General features: G+C 60.0%; 19 protein-coding genes. 9 read left to right on the forward strand and 10 right to left on the reverse strand.

The features are described from left to right. Positions 1–14: 14 nt before the first annotated feature. Genes ACNA0I_RS14880 through ACNA0I_RS14895 form a run of 4 tightly spaced genes read right to left on the reverse strand, consistent with a single transcriptional unit; the run spans position 15 to position 4,002 of the window. Positions 15–1,262, reverse strand: coding sequence for a metal-dependent hydrolase family protein (locus tag ACNA0I_RS14880; RefSeq protein ID WP_415806788.1), 1,248 nt, complete (start codon positions 1,260–1,262; stop codon positions 15–17). Between the two features lie 33 nt (positions 1,263–1,295). After that, positions 1,296–2,174 carry an ABC transporter permease gene (locus tag ACNA0I_RS14885; protein ID WP_415806789.1) on the reverse strand — a complete coding sequence of 293 codons (879 nt, stop codon included), beginning with the start codon at positions 2,172–2,174 and terminating at the stop codon, positions 1,296–1,298. 11 nt (positions 2,175–2,185) lie between these two features. After that, a complete protein-coding gene (locus ACNA0I_RS14890) occupies positions 2,186–3,238 on the reverse strand; it encodes an ABC transporter ATP-binding protein (RefSeq protein ID WP_415806790.1) in 1,053 nt (350 codons plus the stop codon). A 5-nt stretch (positions 3,239–3,243) separates the two neighbouring features. Further along, on the reverse strand, positions 3,244–4,002 hold the full coding sequence (locus ACNA0I_RS14895) for an ABC transporter permease (RefSeq protein ID WP_415806880.1): 759 nt from the start codon (positions 4,000–4,002) through the stop codon (positions 3,244–3,246). Between the two features lie 467 nt (positions 4,003–4,469). Here ACNA0I_RS14895 and ACNA0I_RS14900 point away from each other — a divergent pair, with 467 nt between their 5' ends. After that, complete coding sequence (locus ACNA0I_RS14900) at positions 4,470–5,117, forward strand: OmpA family protein (protein ID WP_415806791.1); 648 nt, start codon at positions 4,470–4,472, stop codon at positions 5,115–5,117. 98 nt (positions 5,118–5,215) lie between these two features. Here the strand turns inward: ACNA0I_RS14900 and ACNA0I_RS14905 are convergent, their stop codons facing one another. The 3 genes from ACNA0I_RS14905 to ACNA0I_RS14915 form a co-directional block, all read right to left on the reverse strand. Further along, positions 5,216–5,911 carry a DUF6776 family protein gene (locus ACNA0I_RS14905; protein WP_415806881.1) on the reverse strand — a complete coding sequence of 232 codons (696 nt, stop codon included), beginning with the start codon at positions 5,909–5,911 and terminating at the stop codon, positions 5,216–5,218. Between the two features lie 135 nt (positions 5,912–6,046). Beyond that, a complete protein-coding gene (gene murU, locus ACNA0I_RS14910) occupies positions 6,047–6,793 on the reverse strand; it encodes an N-acetylmuramate alpha-1-phosphate uridylyltransferase MurU (RefSeq protein ID WP_415806792.1) in 747 nt (248 codons plus the stop codon). After that, a complete protein-coding gene (locus tag ACNA0I_RS14915; RefSeq protein WP_415806793.1) occupies positions 6,793–7,833 on the reverse strand; it encodes an aminoglycoside phosphotransferase family protein in 1,041 nt (346 codons plus the stop codon). Before ACNA0I_RS14915 ends, murU begins: the two co-directional genes overlap by 1 nt. 198 nt (positions 7,834–8,031) lie before the next feature. Here ACNA0I_RS14915 and ACNA0I_RS14920 point away from each other — a divergent pair, with 198 nt between their 5' ends. From ACNA0I_RS14920 to rsmA, 3 genes are read left to right on the forward strand one after another with little or no spacing between them, the layout of a single operon-like run. Beyond that, positions 8,032–10,446 carry an LPS-assembly protein LptD gene (locus tag ACNA0I_RS14920; protein ID WP_415806794.1) on the forward strand — a complete coding sequence of 805 codons (2,415 nt, stop codon included), beginning with the start codon at positions 8,032–8,034 and terminating at the stop codon, positions 10,444–10,446. Then, positions 10,443–11,996 (forward strand): peptidylprolyl isomerase, encoded by a 1,554-nt coding sequence (locus ACNA0I_RS14925; protein WP_415806795.1) that lies wholly within the window; start codon positions 10,443–10,445, stop codon positions 11,994–11,996. Before ACNA0I_RS14920 ends, ACNA0I_RS14925 begins: the two co-directional genes overlap by 4 nt. A gap of 17 nt (positions 11,997–12,013) precedes the next feature. Beyond that, on the forward strand, positions 12,014–12,802 hold the full coding sequence (gene rsmA, locus ACNA0I_RS14930; RefSeq protein ID WP_415806796.1) for a 16S rRNA (adenine(1518)-N(6)/adenine(1519)-N(6))-dimethyltransferase RsmA: 789 nt from the start codon (positions 12,014–12,016) through the stop codon (positions 12,800–12,802). 126 nt (positions 12,803–12,928) lie between these two features. Here the strand turns inward: rsmA and ACNA0I_RS14935 are convergent, their stop codons facing one another. Further along, positions 12,929–14,071 (reverse strand): glycerate kinase, encoded by a 1,143-nt coding sequence (locus ACNA0I_RS14935; RefSeq protein ID WP_415806797.1) that lies wholly within the window; start codon positions 14,069–14,071, stop codon positions 12,929–12,931. A gap of 167 nt (positions 14,072–14,238) precedes the next feature. Between ACNA0I_RS14935 and pyk the strand changes: the two genes are divergently transcribed. Further along, a complete protein-coding gene (pyk, locus tag ACNA0I_RS14940; RefSeq protein ID WP_415806798.1) occupies positions 14,239–15,681 on the forward strand; it encodes a pyruvate kinase in 1,443 nt (480 codons plus the stop codon). Positions 15,682–16,025: 344 nt separating this feature from the next. Here the strand turns inward: pyk and ACNA0I_RS14945 are convergent, their stop codons facing one another. Then, positions 16,026–17,255, reverse strand: coding sequence for a nucleoside recognition domain-containing protein (locus ACNA0I_RS14945; protein WP_415806799.1), 1,230 nt, complete (start codon positions 17,253–17,255; stop codon positions 16,026–16,028). 138 nt (positions 17,256–17,393) lie between these two features. On the opposite strand from ACNA0I_RS14945, the gene ACNA0I_RS14950 reads away from it, so the two are divergent. Further along, positions 17,394–19,610, forward strand: a complete 2,217-nt coding sequence (locus tag ACNA0I_RS14950) for an acyl-CoA dehydrogenase (protein ID WP_415806800.1) — start codon at positions 17,394–17,396, stop codon at positions 19,608–19,610. A gap of 22 nt (positions 19,611–19,632) precedes the next feature. Here ACNA0I_RS14950 and ACNA0I_RS14955 read toward each other — a convergent pair whose 3' ends face one another. After that, on the reverse strand, positions 19,633–20,565 hold the full coding sequence (locus ACNA0I_RS14955; protein ID WP_415806801.1) for a LysR substrate-binding domain-containing protein: 933 nt from the start codon (positions 20,563–20,565) through the stop codon (positions 19,633–19,635). 256 nt (positions 20,566–20,821) lie between these two features. On the opposite strand from ACNA0I_RS14955, the gene ACNA0I_RS14960 reads away from it, so the two are divergent. From ACNA0I_RS14960 to ACNA0I_RS14970, 3 genes are all read left to right on the forward strand, one after another. Beyond that, positions 20,822–21,949, forward strand: a complete 1,128-nt coding sequence (locus ACNA0I_RS14960) for a mandelate racemase/muconate lactonizing enzyme family protein (protein ID WP_415806802.1) — start codon at positions 20,822–20,824, stop codon at positions 21,947–21,949. Next, on the forward strand, positions 21,946–23,037 hold the full coding sequence (locus ACNA0I_RS14965) for a mandelate racemase/muconate lactonizing enzyme family protein (protein WP_415806803.1): 1,092 nt from the start codon (positions 21,946–21,948) through the stop codon (positions 23,035–23,037). Before ACNA0I_RS14960 ends, ACNA0I_RS14965 begins: the two co-directional genes overlap by 4 nt. A gap of 82 nt (positions 23,038–23,119) precedes the next feature. Further along, complete coding sequence (locus ACNA0I_RS14970) at positions 23,120–24,313, forward strand: ABC transporter substrate-binding protein (RefSeq protein WP_415806804.1); 1,194 nt, start codon at positions 23,120–23,122, stop codon at positions 24,311–24,313. Positions 24,314–24,319 lie beyond the last annotated feature (6 nt).

Consider the following 24,319-nt stretch of genomic DNA (forward strand, 5'->3'; position numbering starts at 1 on the left):
TCCTTTAATCAGATTCAGGCGGCAAGCTCGTCGTGATAGATCTGGCCAGCTTTCATGACCAGCGGGATGTGGTCGCCTTGGCCGAGCAGGCAGTTGATGTCGTTGTACGGGTCGCCATCGACCACCAGCACGTCGGCAATCGCGCCCGGGATGAGTTGGCCGAGCTTGCCTTGCATGTTCAGGATTTCGGCACCGATTACCGTGGCGCTTTGCAGGACGTCGAAGTTCGGCAGGACCTCGGCGCGAATGCGGAACTCGTCGCTTTGCAGTCGTTGCGAGGGCCCGAGCAGGTCTGAGCCAAAGCCCATTTTGACGCCTGCGCGTTTGTATAGCTCTAGCGAAGCGAGGCCCGCGGTGCGCACGGTCGCGATCTTGGCGACGCTGTCGGCGGGCAGGCCGTACGAAGCGCCTTCGTTGGCGAGCGCTTCGTAGGTGACCAGGGTGGGCACCACATAGGCGCCTTTTTCTGCCATCAGTCTGGCCACGGGTTCGTCGATCAGGTTGCCGTGTTCGATGGTGCGTACGCCGTTGCGAACCGCGCGCTCAATGGCCTCGGCGGTGTACGAGTGCGCCATGACATAGGTCTGACGGCCACGGGCTTCGGCGACGATCGCGGCGATTTCCTCTTCGGAATAGCCATAGGCAGCAATGGGGTCGGTGGGCGATGCTACGCCACCAGACGCCATGATCTTGATCTGGTCGGCGCCCATTTGGAACTCTTCGCGTACGGCGCGTCGCAGGTTGTCGACGCCATCGACGACGCGGCCGATATCACCGGCACGAAAGCAGCAGCCGCAATAGCTCATGGGGCGCAAATGATCCGAACGTTGGCGCGGATCGCCATGGCCGCCAGTCTGGCTCAGCGCACGCCCGGAAATAAACAGGCGGGGGCCGACGATGGTGTTTTCCTCGACGGCGCATTTCAACCCCCAGCCTGCTCCACCCGCATCGCGTAGTGTGGTGAAACCGCGGCGCAGCATGGCGGCCATGATGGGCACGGCCCGCATCATCACCAGCGCGTCGGGCAACGCGCCCTGGCTGCTGAGGTTGAGCTGCGTGGCCATGACGTGCCCATGCAGATCGATCAGGCCAGGCATGACGGTCTTGCCCGTGGCGTCGATGATGCGGGCCGATGCGGCGCTGATGGGCTTGTCGGAGACTTCTTTGATCAACCCGTCTTCGACGAGTACGTCATAGCCTTCTTGTAGCTCGGGTTGCGTGGGGTCCAGCAAATTCCCGTTCTTGAATAGCACTGCAGACATCGGGGCACTCCTAGAATTCGGCAAAGAGGTGGATCAGGACACCATCGTCTTGACGTAGCGGCGATGGATAAACCAATTGGAAAGCGTGGCCATGGCCAAGGTGGCGACGACCAGCACCAGGGCCAGGGAGGCGCCGAATGGCCAGTTTGCGGCCTTGGTGATCTGGTCGTATAACGCAGGCGCCATCATGGTGATGCCTGTGCCGCCCAATAACACGGGCGTGGCGTAGGCGTTCATGCACAGGATGAAAACCAACACGGTCCCGGCGGCGACGCCTGGGGCGGCAATGGGCAACACGATGCGATAGAAACTCACGAAGAAATTGGCGCCCAGGCTTTGGGCTGCTTCTTCGACGGAAAAATCGATGCCTTCAAGCACGCTTTGCAAGGTCAAAATGAAATACGGCAGCACTACGCCTGTTGTGCCGACGATGACGGCAAAGGGCGTGTACATCATTTGCACCGGCTGATCTGTGAACCCGAACAACTGTAGAAAATAGTTCACGAAACCTGCATTGCCCAAGATGATCATCCAACCCGCAGCGCGCACGACGTTGCCGACCATCAGGGGAAAGACCAGCAGGATGATGAACAGGCTTTTGTAGCGGCTTTGCGATTTGGCCAGAAAGTAGGCGACCGGAAAGCCGAGGATCAATGACAGGATCGTGCACACGGCTGCGACATAGACCGTATTCAGAAAGACATCCCGGTAGTACGGGTCACCGAAGAACTTCAGGTAGCTGTCCAGCGTGAAGCCGTCGACCATCATCCCGTTGTCGAAATGATTGAAGCTGTAGCGAAACAGCATGAGGATAGGCACCAGCATCACGATCAATACCATGATCGATGCGGGAAACGCCAGGCTGGCGCCCATGCGCCGGCCTTGGCGCGCGCTTTTTTCAGCAGAATCCATGTCGTGCCGCCTCATTCGCTGAATAGCACGCAATCTGCCGGGTCAAAGCACGCATGCATGCGGGTGCCCTCGGACAGGTGCTGAACGTGAGTGCCGCCCCGATTGGATACTTGCGCACTGACGGACTCCCCCGAGTCCAGGCGCATGCGGACGTCGATGATGGAGCCCAGATAGATTGCGGTATCAATGACCCCAGCGAGGGCATTGGGGCCTTGGGGCTCGGCCGATAAGGTGACGCGTTCGGGACGCACGCCGACTTTCTTGATGCCGCTATCTGCACCGGCGATGGCAATGTCGCGCTGATTCGTGGTCCGGAACTTGCCCGCCTCGGTGATCGAACCTTCGAAGAAATTCATTTTGCCCAGGAAGTCGGCCACGAATAGATTGGCTGGGCGTTCGTATAGCGCCTCTGGCGAACCGATCTGTTGTACTTTGCCGTCATACATGATGGCCATGCGGTCGGCGATGGCCAGGGCTTCTTCCTGGTCGTGGGTGACGAATATCGTGGTGAGACCCAGATTGCGTTGCAGTTCGCGGATTTCCTCGCGTACTTCGAGGCGCAGTTTGGCGTCGAGATTGGAGAGCGGCTCGTCCAGCAGAAACACGCGCGGCTGTATCGCCAAGGCGCGGGCGATGGCCACACGCTGTTGCTGCCCGCCGGATAGCTGGCGGGGATAGCGGTCATGAAACTGGGACATGCGCACCATGTCCAGCGCGGCGCGCATGCGCTTGTCGCGCTCGGCGGCTCCGACTTTATGCATTTCCAGGCCGAACATGACATTCTGGCTGACGGTCATGTGCGGGAATAATGCATAGCGCTGGAACACCATGCCGGTATTGCGTTTGTGGACCGGCATATGCGTGACGTCATCGTCGCCGATGCGGATGGTGCCAGCAGTAGGCTCGATAAAGCCTGCGATCATGCGCAGCGTCGTGGTCTTGCCGCAGCCGCTCGGGCCCAGAAAGGCAACCAGTTCACCATCAGCGATGTCGAGGGAAAAATCCGAGACTGCGACGGCAGAACCGAACGTCTTTTTAAGCCGCTCAATAGAGACCTTTGCCATTATTACTAAACCACCTGACTGAGTTTGACGAAGCGATCGGTCACCAGCATGACGATGCCCAACAGCAGAATCTGGATCGCGGATACCGCCGCAATGGTCGGGTCAAGGTTGAATTCCAGATATTGCATGATCGCAATGGGAAGCGTGGTGCGACCGGGGCCTACCAACGACAGCGAGAGTTCGAGGTTTTCGAACGAGACGACAAAACTGAACAGAGACGCGGCGACGATCGCGGGGCGAAGCATAGGGAGCGTGATGCGCCAGAACGCGATGCGGGGACTGGCGCCCAGGTTGCGCGCCGCCTCGACGATGGAAGGGTCCAGGCCGTGCATGCTGGCCGAGACCAGACGCACCGTCCAGGGGATGGTCAGGCAGATGTGCGCGAGCACCAACCCGCCATAGGTGCCCACCACGTCCATGTCCAGGATGTTTTCGACCTGTAAATACGCGAGATAGATGGCCACGCCGGCGACGATGCCGGGGACCAGCAGGGGCGAGAGCAACAGCGTATTGATCACGTTGCTGCCCTTGAATGCATACCGGATGATGCCGAGCGATGCGGCCACACCCAGCGTCACGCCGCAGAGCGAGGCAATGATCGCAACCTGCAGGCTGGTGATGAAGCCATTGACAAAGGCTGAGTCCGTGACTGCCTTGTGATACCAGGACAAGGTATAACCCGACGGCGGGAAATACAGAATGGCGTCCTTGAAGAAGCTGAGCCACACTACAAAAATCAGCGGGCTGAGCATGAAAAGGTACATCAAGACGACGAAAATGCGGTGGAGCCAGGTTGCCCACGGTGCTCGTGATTTGCGGCGAGGAGCCGCAGGAGAGGCAATGCGCGCGTCGGCGCGAGCGGTGGTTTGCAATTCACTTACCCGTTTTAAGTGGCCTACTGCAAACCCGTTGGAAAAATCCGGTTGCACCAAACCCATAAAGATACAACCCATGCTAATTAAAAGGCGCAACCGTTGATATCGGTGTTAGCCCCAATGGTTGTACTCGCCGTTATTGAGAGGGCCTAAACGCCATTTCACAGTTGCAATCATGTCGATTCATTGCAAGGTCGTTGAAATAATTTGGCAAACTCTGCGTGACATGCTTTGCAATCGGCGCCGCATCTGGTACAAAAAGTTGCAGTCGGCAGAGGACGCCTTGTTAGCATCATCTCGCCGGTTTGCCCGGCAATGTCTATTTGCGCCATTTCGTTGCGCTATTGGAGGCTGTCATGCAAGTAAGAAGAACATTTCCCCGTATCGCGGCATTTGCCGCCGCCACGTTGCTGGTGGCCGGTTGCGCGACTCAACAGCAAACCAATACGGCGGTCGGCACGGGTGCCGGCGCTGCTGCGGGAGCGGGTATCGGGGCGTTGATCGGCAACGGTAAAGGAGCCGCCATCGGTGCGGGTATTGGTGCGGTGGCAGGGGGGCTGATCGGATACAACTGGTCCGGCGTGAAGAAAGACGTCCAACAATCCGGCGCGTCGTCATTGGGTATTGACGTGGTCGAAATGCCCGATGGCAGCCTGAAGGTCAATATCCCCAGCAACGTCTCGTTCGATACCGACAAGACGGCTTTGAAACCGGCCTTGCTGCCGGTGCTGGATAGTGTGGCGCGTGCGCTGACTCAGCATCCCGAGTTGCGTACGAAGGTGGTGGGACATACCGATAGCACAGGTTCGGCCGCCCACAATCAGACGCTGTCGGATAACCGCGCGCGCAGTGTGACGTCTTATCTGGCCAGCAAGGGTGTGGCGCAAGATCGCATGAGTATCGAAGGCCGTGCGGCCCGCGACCCGATTGCCGACAACGGCACGGCCGAAGGCCGTACTCTGAACCGCCGTGTGGAGATTTATTTGTACGCGGTCAAGCAGTAGCACGTGTGTCATCGCCGGCAGGAAAACTGAGCGCCGGCGGTGCGTGATGTCAGTCAATGGCGGGCCATGTCGGCCCGCCATTGTTGCGTAGCGCGGCCTTAACCGCGCACGTAATACAAGCGCATGGCTTGTTGGCGCTCGGAAGGATCCAGCACCTGGATGCGTATGGCGTTCGGCGTAAAGCCTTCGGGCAATTCTGCCGTACCCTGAGCCACGTGATAACGCCCCAGCGTGACATCAATAGGATCCAGCTCGATAGCGCCTGCGCGTCCGTTGCGATAGACGCCCTGCACCGTCAGCCGCAACGTGCCTTTGAATTCCGTGTCCTTGCTTTCTTTCATCAGCAGGACCTGGTAGCTGAGTTTGCCCGGAGCACGGCTGAACGAACCCGCGCGTACGCCGATGTCCGTGCCGCGTGGATCGGGAGGCACGATATTCTGGAAAATCAGCAGATCTTGCTCGGCCTTTTGCAGCCGGGTGCGAGCCTCCGCCAACGCGGTGGTGGCTTGTGTCTCGGTAGCTTGGCTGGCGTCACGCTGGGTGGTTGCCTCGTTGACTTGAGTCCGCAAGCGTTGCCGATCGGCATTGGCCGTATTCAGTTCGGACTGTAGCTGCTCGGATTCCTCGGCAGTCAGGCGTGGCGGGCCATAATTGGCTTGCAGAAACAACAAGCCGCCCGCGCCCAAGCCGATACCGACCAATAGCACGCCGAGCCACCGCGGCATGCGGCGGGCCCGCTTGCTGGGCTGATAAACCGACGGTTTGAAAGCAGCTCGTTGCGAGCGTCCGAACATCCCCATACTTAAAACCTTGTGTGCGTGTGTTACCGGTTCACACCGGCCAAAAATCGTAAAGAATAACGTTTGTATCGGCGCCTAGGTTACGTCAGACAAATTCAGTTGCCTATGCGCCGCTTGGAAATATTTGCTTTATTGCCCTGGTGCGCGGGTCAGCCGCGCGTCCAGCGCCTCGAGCCGCTCAGGAGTCCCGACGTCGGTCCATGCGCCACGATGATGATCGCCCACGACGGCATCACGCGCCATGGCGGCCCGTAACAACGGTCCCAGGGGCGCTGGCGTAGCGCGAGGCAGATCGGCGAATAGCGCAGGGCGGTACAGTCCGATGCCTGCGAACGTCAACGTCGGGGAACGGGCTGATGCGTTGGCGTCTGCGCCAGGGCCGTTTGCCGCGTGCGGACCTTCCGAGCGGACTTTCCCTTGTGCGGACAAGATGAAATCGCCTTGAGGGTGATGCTCGGGATTGTCCACCAGCAATAGCCAGGCGTCAGCGCCCGCGCGATCCATATCGCGTAGCCGCGCCTGCGCCGCCGAGGGATCCCAATCGCACCAGATGTCCCCATTGATCACCAGAAACGGATCGGCGCCCAAGAGAGGCAGCGCCTGGGCGATGCCGCCGGCCGTTTCGAGGGCGGCAGGGGATTCGGGGGAATAGGCGATCTGCACCCCGAAACGGCTGCCGTCGCCGAGTTGCGCGGGCAGTTGCTCGCCCAACCAGGCGTGGTTGATGACGATTTCGCGAATGCCCGCCGCGGCCAGGCGTTCCAGATGCCAGGCGATGAGCGGTTTGCCGCCTGCGGGCAACAGGGGTTTGGGCGTGTGGTCAGTCAGCGGCCGCATGCGTTCGCCACGCCCGGCCGCCAGGATCATGGCGCGCATCAGAACGTATACCCCACTTGGACTTCACGGTCGTCGAGGCGGTCCAGCAGCCGCAGCAGCGGCGTGAATACCCCGTAACGCTGCGCGACTTGGCGGACATAGGCGTTCACGCGGGGCATGTGCGCCAGATAGGACGGCTTGCCGTCGCGGTGATTCAGGCGGGCAAACACACCCAGAATGCGCAGGTTGCGTTGCAGGCTCATCCATTCGTAGGCCTGGTGGAACACCGCAAAGTCGCTGTCGACCGGCAATCCCGCGGCGCGGGCCATTTCCCAGTAGCGCACCGCCCAATCCAGTTGCTGGGGTTCTTCCCAGGTGGTGCGGGCGTCAGTCACCAGAGAGGCCAGGTCATAGGTGATGGGGCCAGCCAGCGCATCCTGAAAGTCCAGAATCCCGGGGTTGGGCCCGTAGACGGGGTCATCGCACACCATCAAATTGGGGGAATGGAAGTCTCGATGCACCAGAACGGGGCGCTGAGCGGCGTTCGCGTCTGACAGCAGTCCGAAAATATGCTGGAGCGCCGCAGCGGTTTTGTCGTCCAGTTGTACGCCATGGTGCCGCCCGACATACCATTCCGGGAAAAGCTCAAGCTCGGCCGCCAGACGGGGGCGATCGTACGCGGGCAGTCCGTCCACACTGGCCTGTTGCATGCGTACGAGCGCAGCCAGGGCATCGCGGTAGAGCGACTGCAATTGATCGTCGCTGAGACCGGCCTGGATGCGTTGGTAGTACGTGTCGCGCCCCAGGTCAGACAGCAGCAGCAGACCTTGTTCGGGGTCTTGTGCCAGTATCTGTGGCACATTCAGTCCGGTTTTTCGCAGCAAGTTGCCCACGTGCAGAAACGGGCGGACGTCTTCGTGCGGCGGCGGCGCGTCCATGACGATGACCGTACGGTCGCCCGCATTCAGGCGAAAATAGCGCCTGAAGCTGGCGTCGCTGGAAGCCGGTTGCAGGGTTTCAGGGGCCAGGGCCAAGCCGGCGGGCAGCGTATTCAGCCAAGTCTGGACCTGGGTAAAACGGGAATCGTGGTCGGTGCTCAAGAGGGCCGTCTCGTATTGCGGTAGGGTTTGGTTTCGTACCGGGCGCTTTCAGTGAAGGATGTTGCGCACAGCTTCTCTATAATACCGGGTCGCTCCCGTTGACAGGCATGTTCCCATGTCTGGCGTGGTCGGGTCATCATCGCCACGGCGCCGGTTTGTGCCGGGGCGGGGTTTTTCTGTAAAAGGTTTACGTTCACGGTGCATATGGTCCGGTGGTTGATCCTCTCTGCTGTCAGCTTGGCGGGCGCCGTCCATGCCCAGGGTAGCCAGGGCACGCTTTCGTCCGCCGAGACGGAATCCGGGGCGTCGTCCAGGCTGCAGGTGGCGCCTCAGTTGCGCACGTCGCCAGGACTGCGCATTCATCGCGTACCCGAAGACGATGTGGCCTCGTATCTGCAGGCCGACCACATCGAGGGCAACCCGGATAGCAATGTGACCCTGACAGGGCATTCCGAGGTGCGTCGTATTGACGGCGTCGTCAAGGGCGATCGGATCGACTATCGCAACAATACGGGCGAGACGACCCTGCAGGGCAATGTGCGGATGATGCGCGATGGGACGCTGGTGACAGGCCCGGCCGCGCAGTTCAACGTGGACACCGATAGCGGCGAAATCGATTCGCCGAATTTCTGGATCGGGGCAAATGGCGGTGCTGCACGCGCCGAGCACGCCGAGATTTTCAGCCGGTCGCAGATGCGCTTGACGACCGTGCGGTACAGCGGTTGCCCTTGCGCTGATCCGTCGTGGTATATCGAGGCCGATGGCGTTGATCTGGATTTCGACGAAAACGAAGGCGTGGCCCGCAACGGCGTACTGTATTTCAAGGGCGTGCCGTTGCTGGCGTCGCCTTATTTGACCTTCCCCGTCAAAAAAGAACGCAAATCCGGGTTTCTGATCCCCACGTATGGGATCACCAGTAATAGCGGCGTGGATTTGTCCGTGCCGTATTACTTCAACCTGGCGCCCAACTACGACTTGACCTTGCAGCCGCGCTATCTGAGCAAGCGTGGCCCCCAACTGGGCGGGGAATTCCGCTACATGGGCAGCACGTATTCGGGCAACATGGTCGGCACCTATATGTCCAGTGACCAGGAAACCGGTGAACGGCGCTGGATGTTCCGCTCGCGGCACCAGCAGTTGCTCGGGGCCGGTTTTTACTACGACTGGGATTACGCCAAGGCGTCTGACGACGACTATTTCCGCGACTTTTCGACGCTGGGTCTGAACGAGGCATCGACCACCTATTTGCCGCAGCGTGGCAAGGTCGGCTGGGGCAATAACTACTGGCAGGCTTACGCGCAGGTCTATAAATACCAGACGTTGCAGGATGAGGATGACCTGTTGTCGCCGCCCTTGAACAAGCTGCCCGAGTTGTATTTGAAGGGCGCGCGTTACGATCTGGGGGGCGTTGATCTGGAATGGACGACGACTGCAGTGCGTTTTCAGCGGCCGCTGTTGAGGGGCGTGCGTCAGGGACCGGACGGTGATCGGCTGCAGTCTTATTTGACTGCGTCATATCCAATTCAGCGTCCAGGCTGGTTCATCATTCCCAAGGTCGGTTTGCACTATACGCAGTACCACACGGATTGGTATAACACCGCGTCGTACCCTGAAACGTACGGGATGCGCGGGGTTTACGATAAGAATGCGTCTCGCAGCCTGCCGATCATATCGCTCGATGCTGGCATGGTGTTCGAGCGCGATACCACCCTGTTTGGCAATGCGTCGATCCAGACCTTGGAGCCGCGGTTGTATTACCTGCGCGTGCCATACCGCGATCAATCCAAGCTGCCGGTGTATGACACGACGCTGGCGGATTTCAGTTTTGAGCAGGCGTTCTCGGAAAACATTTATACCGGTGGCTGGGATCGCATTTCCAATGCCAACCAGTTGACGGCCGCGTTGACGACGCGTTGGCTGGATGCGAACACCGGGTTCGAGCGGCTGTCGTTGTCGGCTGGGCAGCGTCTGTATTTCGAAGACCAGCGCGTTACATTGCCGCTCGAAACTCCGCGCGAAGACCGCAACGTGCGTTCCGATTTTCTGGTGGCGGCGAGTGCCGCGCTGACCGATACGCTCAGTACCGAAGTCGCGGCGCAGTTCGACCCCTACGAGGGTAATTGGTCTCGCGGCTTGATCAGTGCCCGCTGGCGGCCGCAGCGTTTGACCTCGGTGGCGCTGTCGTATCGATATCAGCGCGACCCCACTGTGAACACGATTTATCAACCGCAAGGGCAGAACCAGATCAGCCTGGCGTTTCAGTGGCCCTTTACCGAGCGTTGGTATGGTGTAGGCCGGATCGATTATGCGCTGAACTCCGACTCTGATTCCTCGTCTATAAACAATTCGTCGAGCAAAGGCGGGCCGCGTGTGACGCAGGCGATTGCCGGTCTCGAATACAAGGGCGACTGCTGCTGGACAGGGCGTGTGGTCTTCCAGCGTTATGCGGTGTCCGCAGCCGACACGAACACGGCCCTGTTCTTCCAGTTGGAACTGACAGGTCTGGGGTCCCTGGGTACAGATCCCATGAGCCTGTTGAACAAGAGTATCCCCGGGTATCAGTCTGTGACGCCACAGACGCCTCAGGGCACGACATTTGAAAGGTATGAATGATGCGTAGCTTGCACACTTTGCGCCGGCTCTCCGGTAACTTGCTGGTCTTGACGGCTTGCGCGTCGGTGTCTGTAGCCTATGCGCAGCCCAAGCCACAGTCTGCCAAGCCCGGCCCGGGAGCGGCACAGCCGGCCCAGCAAGGTGACCAGACGGTCGACGGGATTGCTGCGGTCGTGAACAAAGACGTGATCACGCTGCGCGAGGTCGATAGCGCTGCAAAAAATGCAGTCGCAGACCTGACGCGTCGCGGTATTCAAGTGCCGCCTCAGGACATCCTGCGCCGTCAGGTGCTGCAAAGCCTGATCATGGAGCGGATCCAAGTCCAGGAGGCTGACCGTATGGGGATACGCGTCAACGATTCGCAGGTCGATCAGGCCATCGCCGGCATCGCTGAGCGTAATCGGATATCGGTCCCGAATATGAGGACAGAGGTCGAGAAATCCGGCGTCAAATGGGATCAGTATCGCAAGTCCTTGTCCCAAGACCTGCGGATGAATCGTTTGCGCCAGCGCGCGGTCGACTCGCAGATCATGATCAGCGATGCCGAAGTCGACGCCTTTCTGAAAGACCAGCAGAATAACCCCGCGGCGCGCGCAGGAGCGGGCGCTCCCGCGCCGGGGCAGCCCGCGCCGCAAGCCCGTGTGCAGTCGGGTCCCGAGCAAGTCGCGCTGGGTCAGATTCTCGTGCGTGTCCCAGAGGGATCCAGTTCGGACCAGGTGGCTGCCCTGCGCAACAAGGCCGAGAGTATTTTGGCGCGCCTGAAGCAGGGTGCCGATTTCGCCAGCCTGGCTGCCGAGTCGTCTGATGGCCCCGAGGCATTGCAGGGCGGCGTGATGGGGGCCCGGCCGATCGATGGCTGGCCGGACCTGTTCGTGAAGGCAATCGCATCGTTGCAACCCGGTCAAGTCAGCGGCGTGATTCAAAGCGGTAATGGTTTTCACATCTTGAAGGTCCTGGATCGTGCCGGCGGGGCTTCTGTCGCGGCGCCTGCGCAACCAGCGCGGCCTGCTGCGCCTGCAGCGCCGGCCATTGCGCCTCAGCCTGGACAGGGGATGCCTGCGAACCAAGGGCCGGTACAGGTCACGCAAACGCATGCACGCCACATTCTGGTCAAGACCTCCGCGGTGATGACCGACGACCAGGCCCGCCAGCGTCTGGAGCAGATTCGCCAGCGCGTCATAAACGGCGGTGCGTCGTTTGCCGATATGGCGCGTCAGTATTCCGAGGACAACAACGCCCCGCAAGGCGGCGATCTGGGCTGGGTGAATCCTGGCGAGATGGTGCCTGCATTTGAACAAGCGATGAATGCACTGGCAGTAGGCGGCATCAGCGAGCCTGTGCTGTCGCCGTTTGGCTGGCACTTGATCCAGGTCGAGGAACGCCGCGAGCATGATGTCAGCGATGAGCTGCAGCGCATGCAAGCGCGCCAGATCCTGTTCGAACGCCGCGCCGAACCTGCATTCGAAGACTGGCTGGAGCAACTGCGCAATGGCGCGTATATCGACAACCGCCTCGAAAAGCAGTTGAGTATTGAACAGAACAATCGTTGAGCGCTGAGAGTGCATCCATGAGTAAGCACCAGGCGCGCAAGCGTTTCGGACAACACTTTCTGACCGACGATAGTGTGATCGAAGGTATTGTGCGAGCGATTGCGCCCGCACCGGATGATCACATCGTAGAAATCGGACCGGGCTTGTCGGCGCTGACGCAACCGCTGTTACGCAGCCTGAAGCATCTGACCGTGGTCGAGATCGATCGCGATCTGGCGGCCCGTCTGCGTAATCAGCATTCCGCAGAGCGATTGACCGTGGTCGAGGCGGATGCCTTGACCGTGGATTTTTCCACCCTGGGGGCGGGGCTGCGAGTGGTGGGCAATCTGCCCTATAACATTTCCAGCCCGTTGCTGTTTCACCTGATGGCGGCGGCCGACACGGTACGCGATCAGCATTTCATGCTGCAGCGTGAGGTCATAGACCGCATGGTGGCGGCACCGAGCAGCGCGGATTATGGGCGCTTGTCGGTCATGCTGCAATCGCGCTATCGCATGGATAAGCTGTTCGACGTCCCGCCGGAAGCCTTTGATCCTCCGCCGCGTGTGGTATCTGCCGTGGTGCGGATGGTGCCCCTGCCTGCGAATCGTTTGCGGCCCATCAGCGAGACCGCATTAGAGACCGTCGTGGCGCGCGCTTTTGCGCAACGTCGCAAGATGCTGCGGCGTGCGTTGGGCGATTGGGCGGCGCTCGTCCCGTGGGAATCTCTGGAGATCGCTCCGACCGCGCGTGCGGAAGAAATCTCCGTCGAAAAATTCATCCGGATGACGGATGCATTGGTCGAGGCCGGGGCCGTCGCGGTGTAGAGCATGGCCGCTGCCACACGGCGCTGTCAGCCGTCGCAACGGCAGTTCGCTGCAACGCCGTACATGAGCTGCTGTAAGGGCTGCACGTCTTCTGTACGTGCAGCCACCGGACGCTAATAGTTGCCGCTACAGCATGCGTTTGCTGGCGGCTACCCACAGCTGGGTCACATCGCGGGCACGATCACATAGATATTGTGCGGCGTTTTCGCAAGCCTGTTGCAGCGTGACAGGCCCTGGCGCCAGACTGAATGCCGCCGTAATGCCGCCTGCATGCAGTTTTTCATAGCCTTCGCCTAATGAGCCTGCCAGGGCCACCACGGGCACGCCGGCATGTTGCGCGATACGTGCGACGCCCGCAGGCGTTTTGCCGCGTAGCGTTTGAGCATCCATGCGGCCTTCGCCGGTGAAGGCGAGCGTCGCGCCTTCCATGGCTTGCGCGAGTTTGCCCAGTTCTGCGACGACTTCTACCCCCGGGCGAAAGCGTGCATTGAGAAACGCGTGCGCGGCAAAGCCCAATCCGCCGGCAGCGCCCGATCCCGCCTCGTCACGCATATCGCGCCCCAGGTCGCGCGCGCAGATATCGGCAAAATGGCTCAGGCTGTTGTCCAGCAAGGCGACTTGTTCTGGTGTCGCACCCTTTTGCGGGCCAAAGATATGCGAAGCCCCTTGCGGGCCGCACAGAGGGTTGTCGACGTCAGAGGCAATGTCGATTTGGATCTGCGCAAGACGCGGGTCCAGACCTTGTATATCGATGCGATCCAGCTCGGCCAGCGCCGCGCCGCCGGACGGCAGGTCTTTACCTGCCTTGTCCAGAAAGCGCACGCCCAACGCTGCCAGCAATCCTGCTCCACCGTCGTTGGTCGAGGATCCTCCCAGACCGAGGATGATACGGCGGGCGCCCGCATCCAGCGCCGCGCGGATGATCTCGCCCACACCCCCGCTGCTGGCGCGCAGCGGATCGCGTTGCGCGGGGGGCGTTTGCTCCAACCCGGCTGCGGCAGCCATTTCGATCACGGCCGTGGCATCATCCAGCCAGCCCCAGGGCGCATCCAGCGATTCGCCCAAGGCGCCGGTGACGGCGGTTGCGCGCCACTGACCGCCCGTCGCTGCCAGGACCGCCTCGACAGTACCTTCGCCGCCATCGGCCATGGGTACGCAGACGGTATGCGCATCGGGATAAGCTTGTTTGATGCCACGCGCGATGGCGGCAGCCGCGTCGGGGGCAGAGAGGCTTTCTTTGAACGAGTCAGGAGCGATGACGATTTTCACGATAGTCGAGGTCGGAAAAATAAGTGTTGATCGTGGTGGTGCGCTGGCAACGAAAGACGTTAATAATACTCGTGCAGGCGCTGAAGTCTGCTGTATCCGTGTACCACCCGCGATTCACCGCGGCGTCGTACCATGATGCATTCATCATTTTGCGAGAGAGGTGATTCATGTCCGTATTGCGCCGCACCAAAATTGTCGCCACGCTGGGGCCGGCTACATCGACGCCCGAGCAACTGGAAGCCCTGGTGCGTGCGGGTATTGATGTGGCTCGCCTGAATTTCTCGCATGGCACTGCGGACGATCACCGCGAACGTGCGCGTCTGGTTCGAGAGGTTGCCGCTAAACAAGGCCGTTATGTTGCACTGATGGGCGATTTGCAGGGCCCCAAGATTCGCATCGCACGATTCACCGACAAACAAATCGTGCTGCATGTCGGCGACAAGTTCGTGTTGTCCAATAGCCACCCGAAAGATGCAGGGAATGCTTCCATCGTCGGCATCGACTACCCTGAATTGGTTCAGGACTGCAGAGCGGGCGATGAGCTGTTGCTCGACGATGGACGCGTGGTGCTGGTGGTAGACCGCATCGTTGATGATGCGGTGCATACGACGGTGACGGTCGGTGGTCCGTTGTCAAACAACAAGGGCATCAATCGGCGTGGTGGCGGTTTGTCTGCGCCGAGTCTGACTGACAAGGACCGGGCCGACATTTTGGTCGCGGCCGAGCTCGAGCTGGAATACGTTGCGGTGTCGTTTCCGCGTTATGGCAGCGACATCGATGAGGCACGGCAACTGTTGCGCGAGGCCGGCAGCGAGGCCTGGATTGTCGCCAAAATCGAGCGCGCCGAGGCAGTGGTGGATGATGAGGCGCTCGACGCCTTGATCCGCGCCAGCGATGGTGTGATGGTCGCGCGCGGTGATTTGGGTGTCGAGGTGGGCGACGCTGAATTGGTGGGCATTCAGAAACGCATCATTCAACATGCGCGTACCTTGAACAAGGTTGTGATCACTGCGACGCAAATGATGGAGTCGATGATCTCCAGTCCGTTGCCGACGCGGGCAGAGGTCTCGGATGTCGCGAATGCGGTGCTGGATTACACGGATGCGGTGATGTTGTCGGCAGAGAGTGCGTCGGGACAGTATCCGGTCGAGGCGGTGCAGGCGATGGCGCGGGTGTGTCTGGGCGCGGAAAAGCATCCTACCAGTACGCATTCGCATCACCGTCTGGGTGAGACATTTACCCGCTGCGATGAGACGATCGCATTGGCGGCGATGTATGCGGCGAATCACTTTCCTGGAGTCAAGGCGATCATTGCGTTGACCGAAAGCGGACATACGCCGTTGATCATGTCGCGGATTCGTTCAGGGGTGCCTATTTATTGCTATAGCCCGCATAGTCAGACGCAGCATCGTGCGGCGATGTTCCGGGGGGTTTATACGGTGCCGTTTGATCCTTCGGCCTATGATCCGGCGGAGTTGAGTGATGCGGCGATTGGCGAGCTGAAAAAGCGCGGGCGTGTGCAGGTGGGGGATTGGGTGATCCTGACGAAGGGGGATTCGTATCGGGATAGTGGGGGGACGAATGGGATGAAGATTCTGATCGTCGAATAGTTTTTTTGCATGCTTTTTTGCATGTTGCATAGATAATCGCTGCATGCATGGTATTGGGTTCTTTAGGNGCCGTCGTCCGCCGTGTAAAAGGGGCACCGGGCCGTNCGCNNNGACTCGGCCCATGANCAGGGGCCTCGGCCCGCTGCGCGGGCTATATCGCGGCTCAACGGCCCGGTGCCCCTTTTACACGGCGGACGACGGCTCGCGTTAATGACACATTACGGATGTCCCTGCTGTTGGGGGTATTGATGATGATGGCTTCATCGTTGGTTGAACCGGCAGGAACGTCTTCACAGCGATGGACATCCGCCTATCGATGACGCTTCGTCTCAACGACCCGCCAATTACCCAAAGAACCAATAACACACCGCAATAGAAGCCAGCACCCCCGCCAAATCAGCGATGAGTGCACAACCGACTGCATGCCGGGCACGCAGGATGCCGACAGAGCCGAAATACACGGCCAGGACGTAGAAGGTCGTTTCCGTGCTGCCTTGCATGATGGCAGCGAGCAGTGCGGGGAAACTGTCTACCCCGAAGTGCGTCATGGTCTCCAGCATCATGGCGCGCGCTGCACTGCCGGAGAAGGGTTTGACCAGTGCGGTTGGCAATGCATCGACGAAGCGCGTGTCCCAGCCTGCCGCATGTGCCAGCCAGCGAATACCGTCCAGGACGATGTCGAGGGCGCCTGACGCACGCAATACGCCGACAGCGCAGAGCATCGCGACCAGATAGGGCAGGAGGCTTTTGGCGACGTCAAAGCCTTCCTTGGCGCCAGCGATAAAGGTTTCGTATACCGGGACGCGTTTGTACGCGCCGATGATCAGAAAGGCCAGCAGTATGCCAAACAACATCAGGTTGCCCATCAACGAGGACAAGCTGGCAATGGCAGCGGCCGACATGCTGGCCAGCAGCGCCATAAAGCCGCCTAGCAACAGCGCCGCACCACCTAGCCAGGCCAGGGAGACGGGGTCGTAGAGCTTCAGGCGTTGGCACAGGGCGACGGCAAGCAGACCCGCGATGGTCGAAGCGCTGGTGGCCAATAGAATCGGCAGGAAGACCAGCGTCGGGTCCGCCGCACCTTGTTGAGCGCGGAACATGAACAGCGTGACTGGCAGCAGCGTCAATGATGAGGCATTGAGCACCAGGAACAGGATTTGCGCGTTGGTGGCCGTGTCTGGTTTGGGATTCAGCGTTTGCAGCTCGCGCATGGCGCGCAGGCCGATCGGAGTGGCGGCATTGTCCAGGCCCAGGCCGTTGGCGGCGAAGTTCAGCGTGATCAGGCCTATGGCAGGATGGCCGCGCGGGACCTCGGGCATCAAGCGGGCGAACAGGGGGCCGAGCAGTGTCGCGAGTTTTTCGACCAGGCCGGCGGACTCGGCAATGCGCAGGAAACCCAGCCATAGCGTCAGCGTGCCGAATAACAGCACCATGACTTCGACCGAGACGCGTGCCATATCGAACAGGCTGACCACGATCTGGCGGAAGACCTCGGCGTCGCCGATGACCAGCCAACGGTACGAGGCGGCCGCCGCCGCAGCAAGAAAGAATCCCAACCAGAGTTTATTGAGCATGACAAAAGGCAAGAGCAGCGTGGAAAAAGCCGTTCGCGGCGAGGCTCATTGTCGCAGACTTGGCAGGTCTCGGGGATGCCGCAGGCCGGCAATTCTGTTAACTTGGTTACGTACGCGCACTTCTATACAAGGTTGCATATGGATTTCAATGCCTGGCGCCGTCGCCGTATTTCCGAACCTGCCTACCGCTGGGCTCGCAAGGCCATGCCGGGCCTGTCCGACACGGAGCGCGAGGCCATCGAGGCGGGAGATGTCTGGTGGGACGCGGATCTGTTTACCGGAGATCCTGACTGGAACAAGTTGCTCGCCGTGCCGCAGGCGACCTTGACTGCTGCCGAGCAACAGTTTCTGGACGGCCCCGTGGCCCGGTTGTGCGCGATGCTCGACGAGTGGGATATCACCTGGCATCAGGGGGATTTGCCTGAGACTGTCTGGCAGTTCATGCGCGAGCAGCGTTTCTTTGGCATGATCATTCCGGAGTCCTACGGGGGATTAGGGTTCTCCCCCTATGCGCATTCGGAAGTCGTGCGACGTATTTCCGCGTATTCCATTACAGCGGGCGTGACCGTGATGGTGCCCAATTCTCTGGGACCAGGAGAGCTATTGCTGCAGTTCGGTACGCCGGAACAGCGCGATCATTGGCTGCCGCGTCTGGCGGACGGGACCGAGGTGCCGTGCTTTGGCTTGACCAGCCCCGAGGCCGGTTCGGATGCGGCATCGATGGTCGATACCGGTGTCGTGTGCCGTCAAATGGTAGACGGTCAAGAGGTATTAGGGATTCGTCTGAATTGGCACAAGCGATACATCACGCTGGGTCCAATTGCGACGGTTTTGGGCCTGGCGTTCAAGCTGCAGGACCCCGATGGCTTGCTGGGCGGCGAGGTGGACGTGGGAATCTCGGTGGCGTTGGTGCCGACGAGCACGCCAGGGATCACGATAGGACGCCGCCATTTGCCCTCCATGCAGGTATTTCAAAATGGTCCGAATCAGGGCGCGGATGTTTTTGTGCCGCTGGATGCGTTGATAGGCGGCACGGAAAAGGCCGGCCATGGCTGGCAGATGTTGATGAGCGCCTTGGCGGCAGGGCGCGGGATTTCGCTGCCTTCACTGTCGGCGGCAGCGGCGGTGTACAGCGCGCACGTGACGGGCATGTACGCGCGCGTGCGTCAGCAGTTCGGTATTGCGGTAGGCCGCTTCGAAGGCGTGCAGGAAAAGTTGGGTCGTCTGGCGGGCAACGCCTATCTGGTCGAGGCGGCGCGCCGGTTGACGTGCGCGGCGTTGAATCAAGGGCATAAGCCTGCGGTGGTATCCGCGATCATGAAGTACCACGCCACCGAACGTATGCGCGAGGCGGTGAACGATGCGATGGATGTGCATGGCGGCAAGGCCGTCATCGATGGGCCATCGAATTACTTGGGCTCGTTGTACCGGGCCTTGCCTATCGCCATTACGGTGGAGGGCGCCAATATCCTGACGCGTTGCCTGATCATTTTCGGCCAAGGCGCGATTCGAGCACATCCTTACTTGATGCAGGAGGTCTTGGCATTAGGGGACGAGGACGATGAGCGTGGGTTGCAGACGTTTCATGACGTGTTCTGGCGTCACCTCGCGCATAGCGCCAAGAACGGCTTGCGTGCGTGGGGCCGGGCCTGGACGGGCGGTGTATTGGCACGCGCGCCGTCGAGTGGGCCTGTTGCGCGGCAATATCGCAGGTTGAGTCGTTATGCTTCGGCGTTTGCATTAGTTGCGGATGTCGCGATGGGCACCTTGGGCGGCGCCTTGAAGCGGCGTGAAATGTTGTCGGCTCGCTTGGGGGATATCCTGGCAGAGTTGTATTTGTTGTCGGCGGTGCTCAAGCGCTGGGAGGACGAGGGGCGTAATCATGCGGATCTGCCGTTGGTGATGTGGTGCATGGAGGACGGGTGCGCGCGCTTGGAAACCCGCTTTGACCAGGTGCTGGCGAATTTGCCGAAGCGTCCGTTGGCTTGGGTGTTGCGAGCGATAGTGTTGCCTGTGCGTTTGAATCGTGGTCCCAGTGATGCGCTGACGCGCGAGTGTGCCGATTTATTGTTGGCGCCATCGCCTACGCGGGATCGGCTGATTGCCAACTTGCAGCGCGGTGAGGGCGATGATGTGTTGGCGCAATTGGAGCGGGCGTTTGCGCTGGTCAATGCTGTGCAGCCATTGCACGATAAGCTGAAACGCGAAGGCGTTCGCGACTGGCGTGAGGCGCATCGCGGCGGGGCGATCACGGACGAGCAGGCGCGGCAGATCGAGGCCGCCGAAGAGGCTGTCAGGCGTGTCGTGGCGGTAGATGATTTCGAGCCGGGCGCATTTGCGCGGCGGCCTGGTTGACGGTGAGGGAATGTTCCAGACTTTAGAGATTGGCTTCGCGCGGCAGCGAGTCCTTGAGCGAGACGGCGGTTTTCTTCAACGCCGCGACAAACAGCTGCGCGGGCCGGGAGAGCGGTGTGTTATTGGGCAGCAGTAATTGCGCCTTGACGGGCATGCGCGGCTGAAACCGAATGGTGGCAACCCCCTGATTGCGGCCGGTCAGCAAATAAAAGGGGTCGATAATCGCCACGCCCGCACCGGAACGCGCGAGCGAATAGGCGACAGCCGTCAACGTCACTGACAGCGCGATCTTTCGTTTGACGCCTGCAATGCGATAGCTCTCCTCGATCAAGGCACCTAGTGGCAGGTTCTTGTCAAACGATATCAAGGGATAGGGCTCCAGATCCTGCGGGGTGACAACAGGGAGCTTGGCCAGCGGACAATCTTCAGGCACCACGCACACCAGCTCGGCCTCGCACAAATCAGTCAGACGGCCTTCGATCATTCGTCCGTCCTGGCTGAGCGGCGACAACACGATGCCGAAGTCCACGCGTTCCTGGAACACGCTGTCGGATACGCTGACGTTGTCGGTCGCGATGACTGATATTTGAATCTGTGGCCAGTCTTCGCGGAACCGGACGCTCGTGGGAGCCAATAAGTTCTCTGCGATCGTGGGCACCGTGGAAATCTGGACCGAGCCTTCAGTCAACTCGCGCATGTCGTCCACCAGCCGGTTGACGCGAGCGATGCTGTCAAAGATGCGATTGAGTTCGCCCATGATTTCCAGCGTTTCGCGTGTGGCTTGCAACCGGCCGCGCTTGCGCACAAAAAACGGAAACCCTGCGTGCAAGGCGCACTCACGCAGCAACAAACTGACAGCAGGCTGAGAGATTCCCAGTGCCGATGCGGCTTCGCCTACGCTGCCGTATCGACTGACGGCGCGTATGACCTCCATTTGGCGTACGGTCAAATGCATCGTGTCCCCCTTGGCGGCAAGGCCAATTTTTATGCGGGCTGCATGTTTGCAGAGCCCTCCGTGTGACTGAACGCTGCCGCTATACATCAGCGCAGCACACGTTGAACATAAGTCTAGCTTATCTTTGAATTAGTCCACTTCGATTGTTTTTGCTTCGGGCGGCTTTTACAGTCATTGCATCTGATCGGTACTGATGTTGATGCCGCTGCAAAACTCAGTACCCCATCTGTCGCACGATAAGAAGAGGAGCAAACGCATGAGGATTGTGTCGGTGGAGTCTTCCGTGGTGTCGCTGCCGTTTGACATGGGAGGCCCCTATGCCCGGTTTGCAGGAAAGTTGTGGGACCGGCTGGAGATACTCTTGGTCCGGGTGGAGACTGAAGACGGATTGGTAGGATGGGGAGAGGCGTTTGGCCATGCTGCAATCCCCGCCACACGTGCCGCTCTGGATACGATTGTGGCGCCGCTGGTGATAGGCAGACACGCAGGCGATATCTCGGCCCTGACGCGCAATGTGCTGCATTCCACCCATTTGCTGGGTCGTAATGGCAGTTACGTTTACGCCTGGTCAGGAATTGAAATCGCGCTATGGGATCTGCTGGGCAAACGCGCAGGACTGCCTGTGCATCAATTGCTGGGTAATGGCAGCCGTACGCAGCTCGAGGCCTATTCCAGTTTGCTGGCGTATGGGGATGCCGAAATCGCTGCTCGCAACACGCGCGCAGCAGCTGATAGGGGGTTTCGCTACGTCAAACTGCATGAAACGACGCGGGAAGCCCTCGTGCGATCGCAAGAGGCGGTCCAGGGCCGGGATGTCCAGATCATGATGGATGTCAATTGTGCCTGGGATGTGCCTGATGCTCTGGATATGGCGCAAAGTATGCGTGGCGACGGAATGTACTGGTTCGAGGAGCCAGTCTGGCCGCCCGAAGATGCGCAGGGGCTGGCGCGCCTGCGCGCGTGTGGTATCCCCATCGCTGCTGGCGAGAACGTGGCCGGACTGCAGGGATTTCAGACTTTATTGGGGAGCGGGGCCATTGATATCGCGCAGCCCAGCGTGACGAAGATCGGCGGCATCGGCGAGACCATGAGGGTAGCAGCGCTGTGTGCAGCGAACGGTGTGCGTGTCGTGCCCCATTCGCCGTATTTCGGGCCGGGTTTTATCGCCACACTGCATATTGGCGCAGCGCTGCCCCAGCCGCCCTTGATCGAAGTGCTGTGGATGGATATGGAGGCCAATCCTTTTGCGCCCTATGTGCATGCCGTGGATGGGATGTTGAACGTGCCTCAAGGCCCTGGCTTGGGCTGCGACCCTGATTCAGAAGTGATGTCGCGATATCGCGTCGGCGACGTGCATCGCATTACCGAAGAGGCTGCCGTATGAAAGTCGTCAAGCTGGAAACCCGCCCGATAGAGATCGCATTGCAAGAGCCGATCATGAGTGCATTGGGGCCGATTTCAACATGCGGTGTCGTCCTGGTCCGTCTGCATACGAGTGATGGGGTGGTGGGCGAGAACTTGGTGTTCACCTTGAATAATCGGCGTACGGGGGTGTTGCACCGTATGGTCGATGAGTTGGCGGACCTGGTAGTGGGACAGGACGCCGGTCACATCGCGGGGTTTTGGTCGCGTGCCTGGAAAGATCTCAATTTCTTCGGGCAGAAAGGTATTCCGGTCATGGGGATATCGGCCATTGACGGCGCGCTATGGGATGCCGCCGCCAAATCGGCGGGCTTGCCGCTGTATCGCATGCTCGGGGGCGCACAGGATCGTGTGCCCGTCTATCACAGTGGCGGATTGTGGTTGCATCGCAGCGTCGACGAGCTTGCGCGCGACGCACAGCAGATGGTGGAACAAGGTTTTCAGGCGGTGAAGATGCGGCTGGGATCGCCCGATCCTGCCGTCGATGTGCAACGAGTGCGTGCAGTACGGGAGGCCATCGGTCCGCATATCAAATTGATGGCCGATGCCAATCAAGGGTTGAACGAGGCCCAGGCCATCCGGTTGGGGCGGATGCTGGAAGAATATCAACTGGCCTGGTTCGAAGAGCCGTTGCCCGCCTGGGATCTGGAGGGGGTGGCGCGAGTCGCGGCCGCCCTGGATACCCCTATCGCCAGTGGTGAAACGGAGTATGCACGTTATGGGTTCCGCCGCATGATCGAGCTGCGCAGCGCTGATGTGCTGATGCCGGATTTGCAGCGAGCGGGTGGCGTCTCGGAGTTCATGCGAGTGGGACATATGGCTGCTGCTTACGACATTCCCGTGTCGAGCCATCTGTTTCCCGAAATGAGTATTCAAGTGTTGGGTGCATTGAGCAACGCGATATTCCTGGAGTACATGCCGTGGTTCTCCGATTTGTATCAGGAGCGCCTCGAATTCGAAGACGGGATGGCAATCGTTCCGCAGCGCCCAGGCTGGGGTTTTACGTTTGATCTGGATCGTATTGCGCATTTGGAAAAACGCGGCCGTTAAACCACGGCGGTGACGATGGCGAGGGATGGCAGACAGGGGAACCCCGCGCCATTCAGCGATGACAATCCTTAGGAGACAACAAATGACAGTTTCTCGTCGTGACTTTGTGTTGGGCGCCGCTGGCGCATTAGGCGCGTCGGCATTAGGCATGCCCGCACTGGCGTTGGCCTCGAGTGAAGACCTCAAGATAGGGTGGCTTGCTGCATTGACCGGGCCGAGTTCTGCCCCGGGCGTGGGGTTCAATCGAGGTGTCGAATTTGCTGCGCAGGCAATCAATGCGGCAGGCGGAGTGAAGGGTCGCAAGATCGTGATCGTGACGCGCGATACGCAGGGTGATCCTACTAAAGCAGTGAATGCGGCGCAGGAGATGATCAACTCACAGAAAGTGCATGCGATCTGGGGGCCGACGAACTCGGGCGAGTCCTTGGCCGTCACGCCAATCATGGCTCGCGCCAAGATGCCGAATATTCATCCATGCGTCATAGATAGCTTGGTGAACACGGACAAGTATCCCAATGCGTTCCGCATCTCCCCGTCGAACAGTCAATGGGATGATGCGTGCCGGAATTACTGCCTGAAGGTACAGAAATATTCCAAGATTGCGGTGATCGGCGACACGACGGGATATGGGGTGAGCGCGAGCAAGGCATGCGTGGCCAATTTCAAAAAAGATGGCGCGGAGGTGGTGTACTCGGCGAATATCGACGCGACACAAGCAGACATGTCGCCCGACATGACGCGGGCTCGCGATGCGGGAGCGCAAGTGATCGTGATCTGGAGCGTCTCTACCGGGATGGAGGCGCGTTTGTTCAATACCCGAGCCCATATGGGCTGGGATGTCGCTTTTGTCGGCCATCCCTCGCTGGCATCGGGCGAGCTGCGCACGCTGGTGGAAAAGCCAGAGAACTGGGACAAGGTCTATGCAGTGGGCTACAAGAGCGCCAGCTATGACGCCAACGGCAAGCTGCCCGCGCATTCGCAGGAGTTCCTTGACATGGTCAAAGGCAAGGTCAGTCTGGAAGACACGCTGTACTGGTGGGTGTCGGCCGGCTACGACGCGATTGAGCTCGTGGCCAAGGCGGTGCAGACAACGGGGTCGTCGCAATCCAAAGACATCATCGAGTATTGGAATAGCCTGAAAGCGTACCCCGGATATTTTGGGACCTATACGTACTCTCCCACGATTCACAACGGTTATCCCACCGAAGAAGTCGTCATGTCCGAGGCCAAGTCTGCGCGCAACGGGACGTTCGCATTGGCGCCGGGTTATCAATAAGACCGA

It is taken from the genome of Bordetella muralis (assembly GCF_965139205.1).
Lineage (GTDB): Bacteria > Pseudomonadota > Gammaproteobacteria > Burkholderiales > Burkholderiaceae_B > Bordetella_A > Bordetella_A muralis.

Coding starts and splice junctions, on each gene's coding strand:
- ACNA0I_RS14905 (WP_415806881.1), bottom strand. CDS start 5,911: ATGTTCGGACGCTCGCAACGAGCTGCTTTCAAACCGTCGGTTTATCAG.
- pyk (WP_415806798.1), top strand. CDS start 14,239: ATGTCCGTATTGCGCCGCACCAAAATTGTCGCCACGCTGGGGCCGGCT.
- ACNA0I_RS14945 (WP_415806799.1), bottom strand. CDS start 17,255: ATGCTCAATAAACTCTGGTTGGGATTCTTTCTTGCTGCGGCGGCGGCC.
- ACNA0I_RS14880 (WP_415806788.1), bottom strand. CDS start 1,262: ATGTCTGCAGTGCTATTCAAGAACGGGAATTTGCTGGACCCCACGCAA.
- ACNA0I_RS14885 (WP_415806789.1), bottom strand. CDS start 2,174: ATGGATTCTGCTGAAAAAAGCGCGCGCCAAGGCCGGCGCATGGGCGCC.
- ACNA0I_RS14950 (WP_415806800.1), top strand. CDS start 17,394: ATGGATTTCAATGCCTGGCGCCGTCGCCGTATTTCCGAACCTGCCTAC.
- ACNA0I_RS14890 (WP_415806790.1), bottom strand. CDS start 3,238: ATGGCAAAGGTCTCTATTGAGCGGCTTAAAAAGACGTTCGGTTCTGCC.
- ACNA0I_RS14970 (WP_415806804.1), top strand. CDS start 23,120: ATGACAGTTTCTCGTCGTGACTTTGTGTTGGGCGCCGCTGGCGCATTA.
- ACNA0I_RS14965 (WP_415806803.1), top strand. CDS start 21,946: ATGAAAGTCGTCAAGCTGGAAACCCGCCCGATAGAGATCGCATTGCAA.
- ACNA0I_RS14955 (WP_415806801.1), bottom strand. CDS start 20,565: ATGCATTTGACCGTACGCCAAATGGAGGTCATACGCGCCGTCAGTCGA.
- ACNA0I_RS14900 (WP_415806791.1), top strand. CDS start 4,470: ATGCAAGTAAGAAGAACATTTCCCCGTATCGCGGCATTTGCCGCCGCC.
- ACNA0I_RS14895 (WP_415806880.1), bottom strand. CDS start 4,002: ATGTACCTTTTCATGCTCAGCCCGCTGATTTTTGTAGTGTGGCTCAGC.
- murU (WP_415806792.1), bottom strand. CDS start 6,793: ATGCGCGCCATGATCCTGGCGGCCGGGCGTGGCGAACGCATGCGGCCG.
- rsmA (WP_415806796.1), top strand. CDS start 12,014: ATGAGTAAGCACCAGGCGCGCAAGCGTTTCGGACAACACTTTCTGACC.
- ACNA0I_RS14925 (WP_415806795.1), top strand. CDS start 10,443: ATGATGCGTAGCTTGCACACTTTGCGCCGGCTCTCCGGTAACTTGCTG.
- ACNA0I_RS14960 (WP_415806802.1), top strand. CDS start 20,822: ATGAGGATTGTGTCGGTGGAGTCTTCCGTGGTGTCGCTGCCGTTTGAC.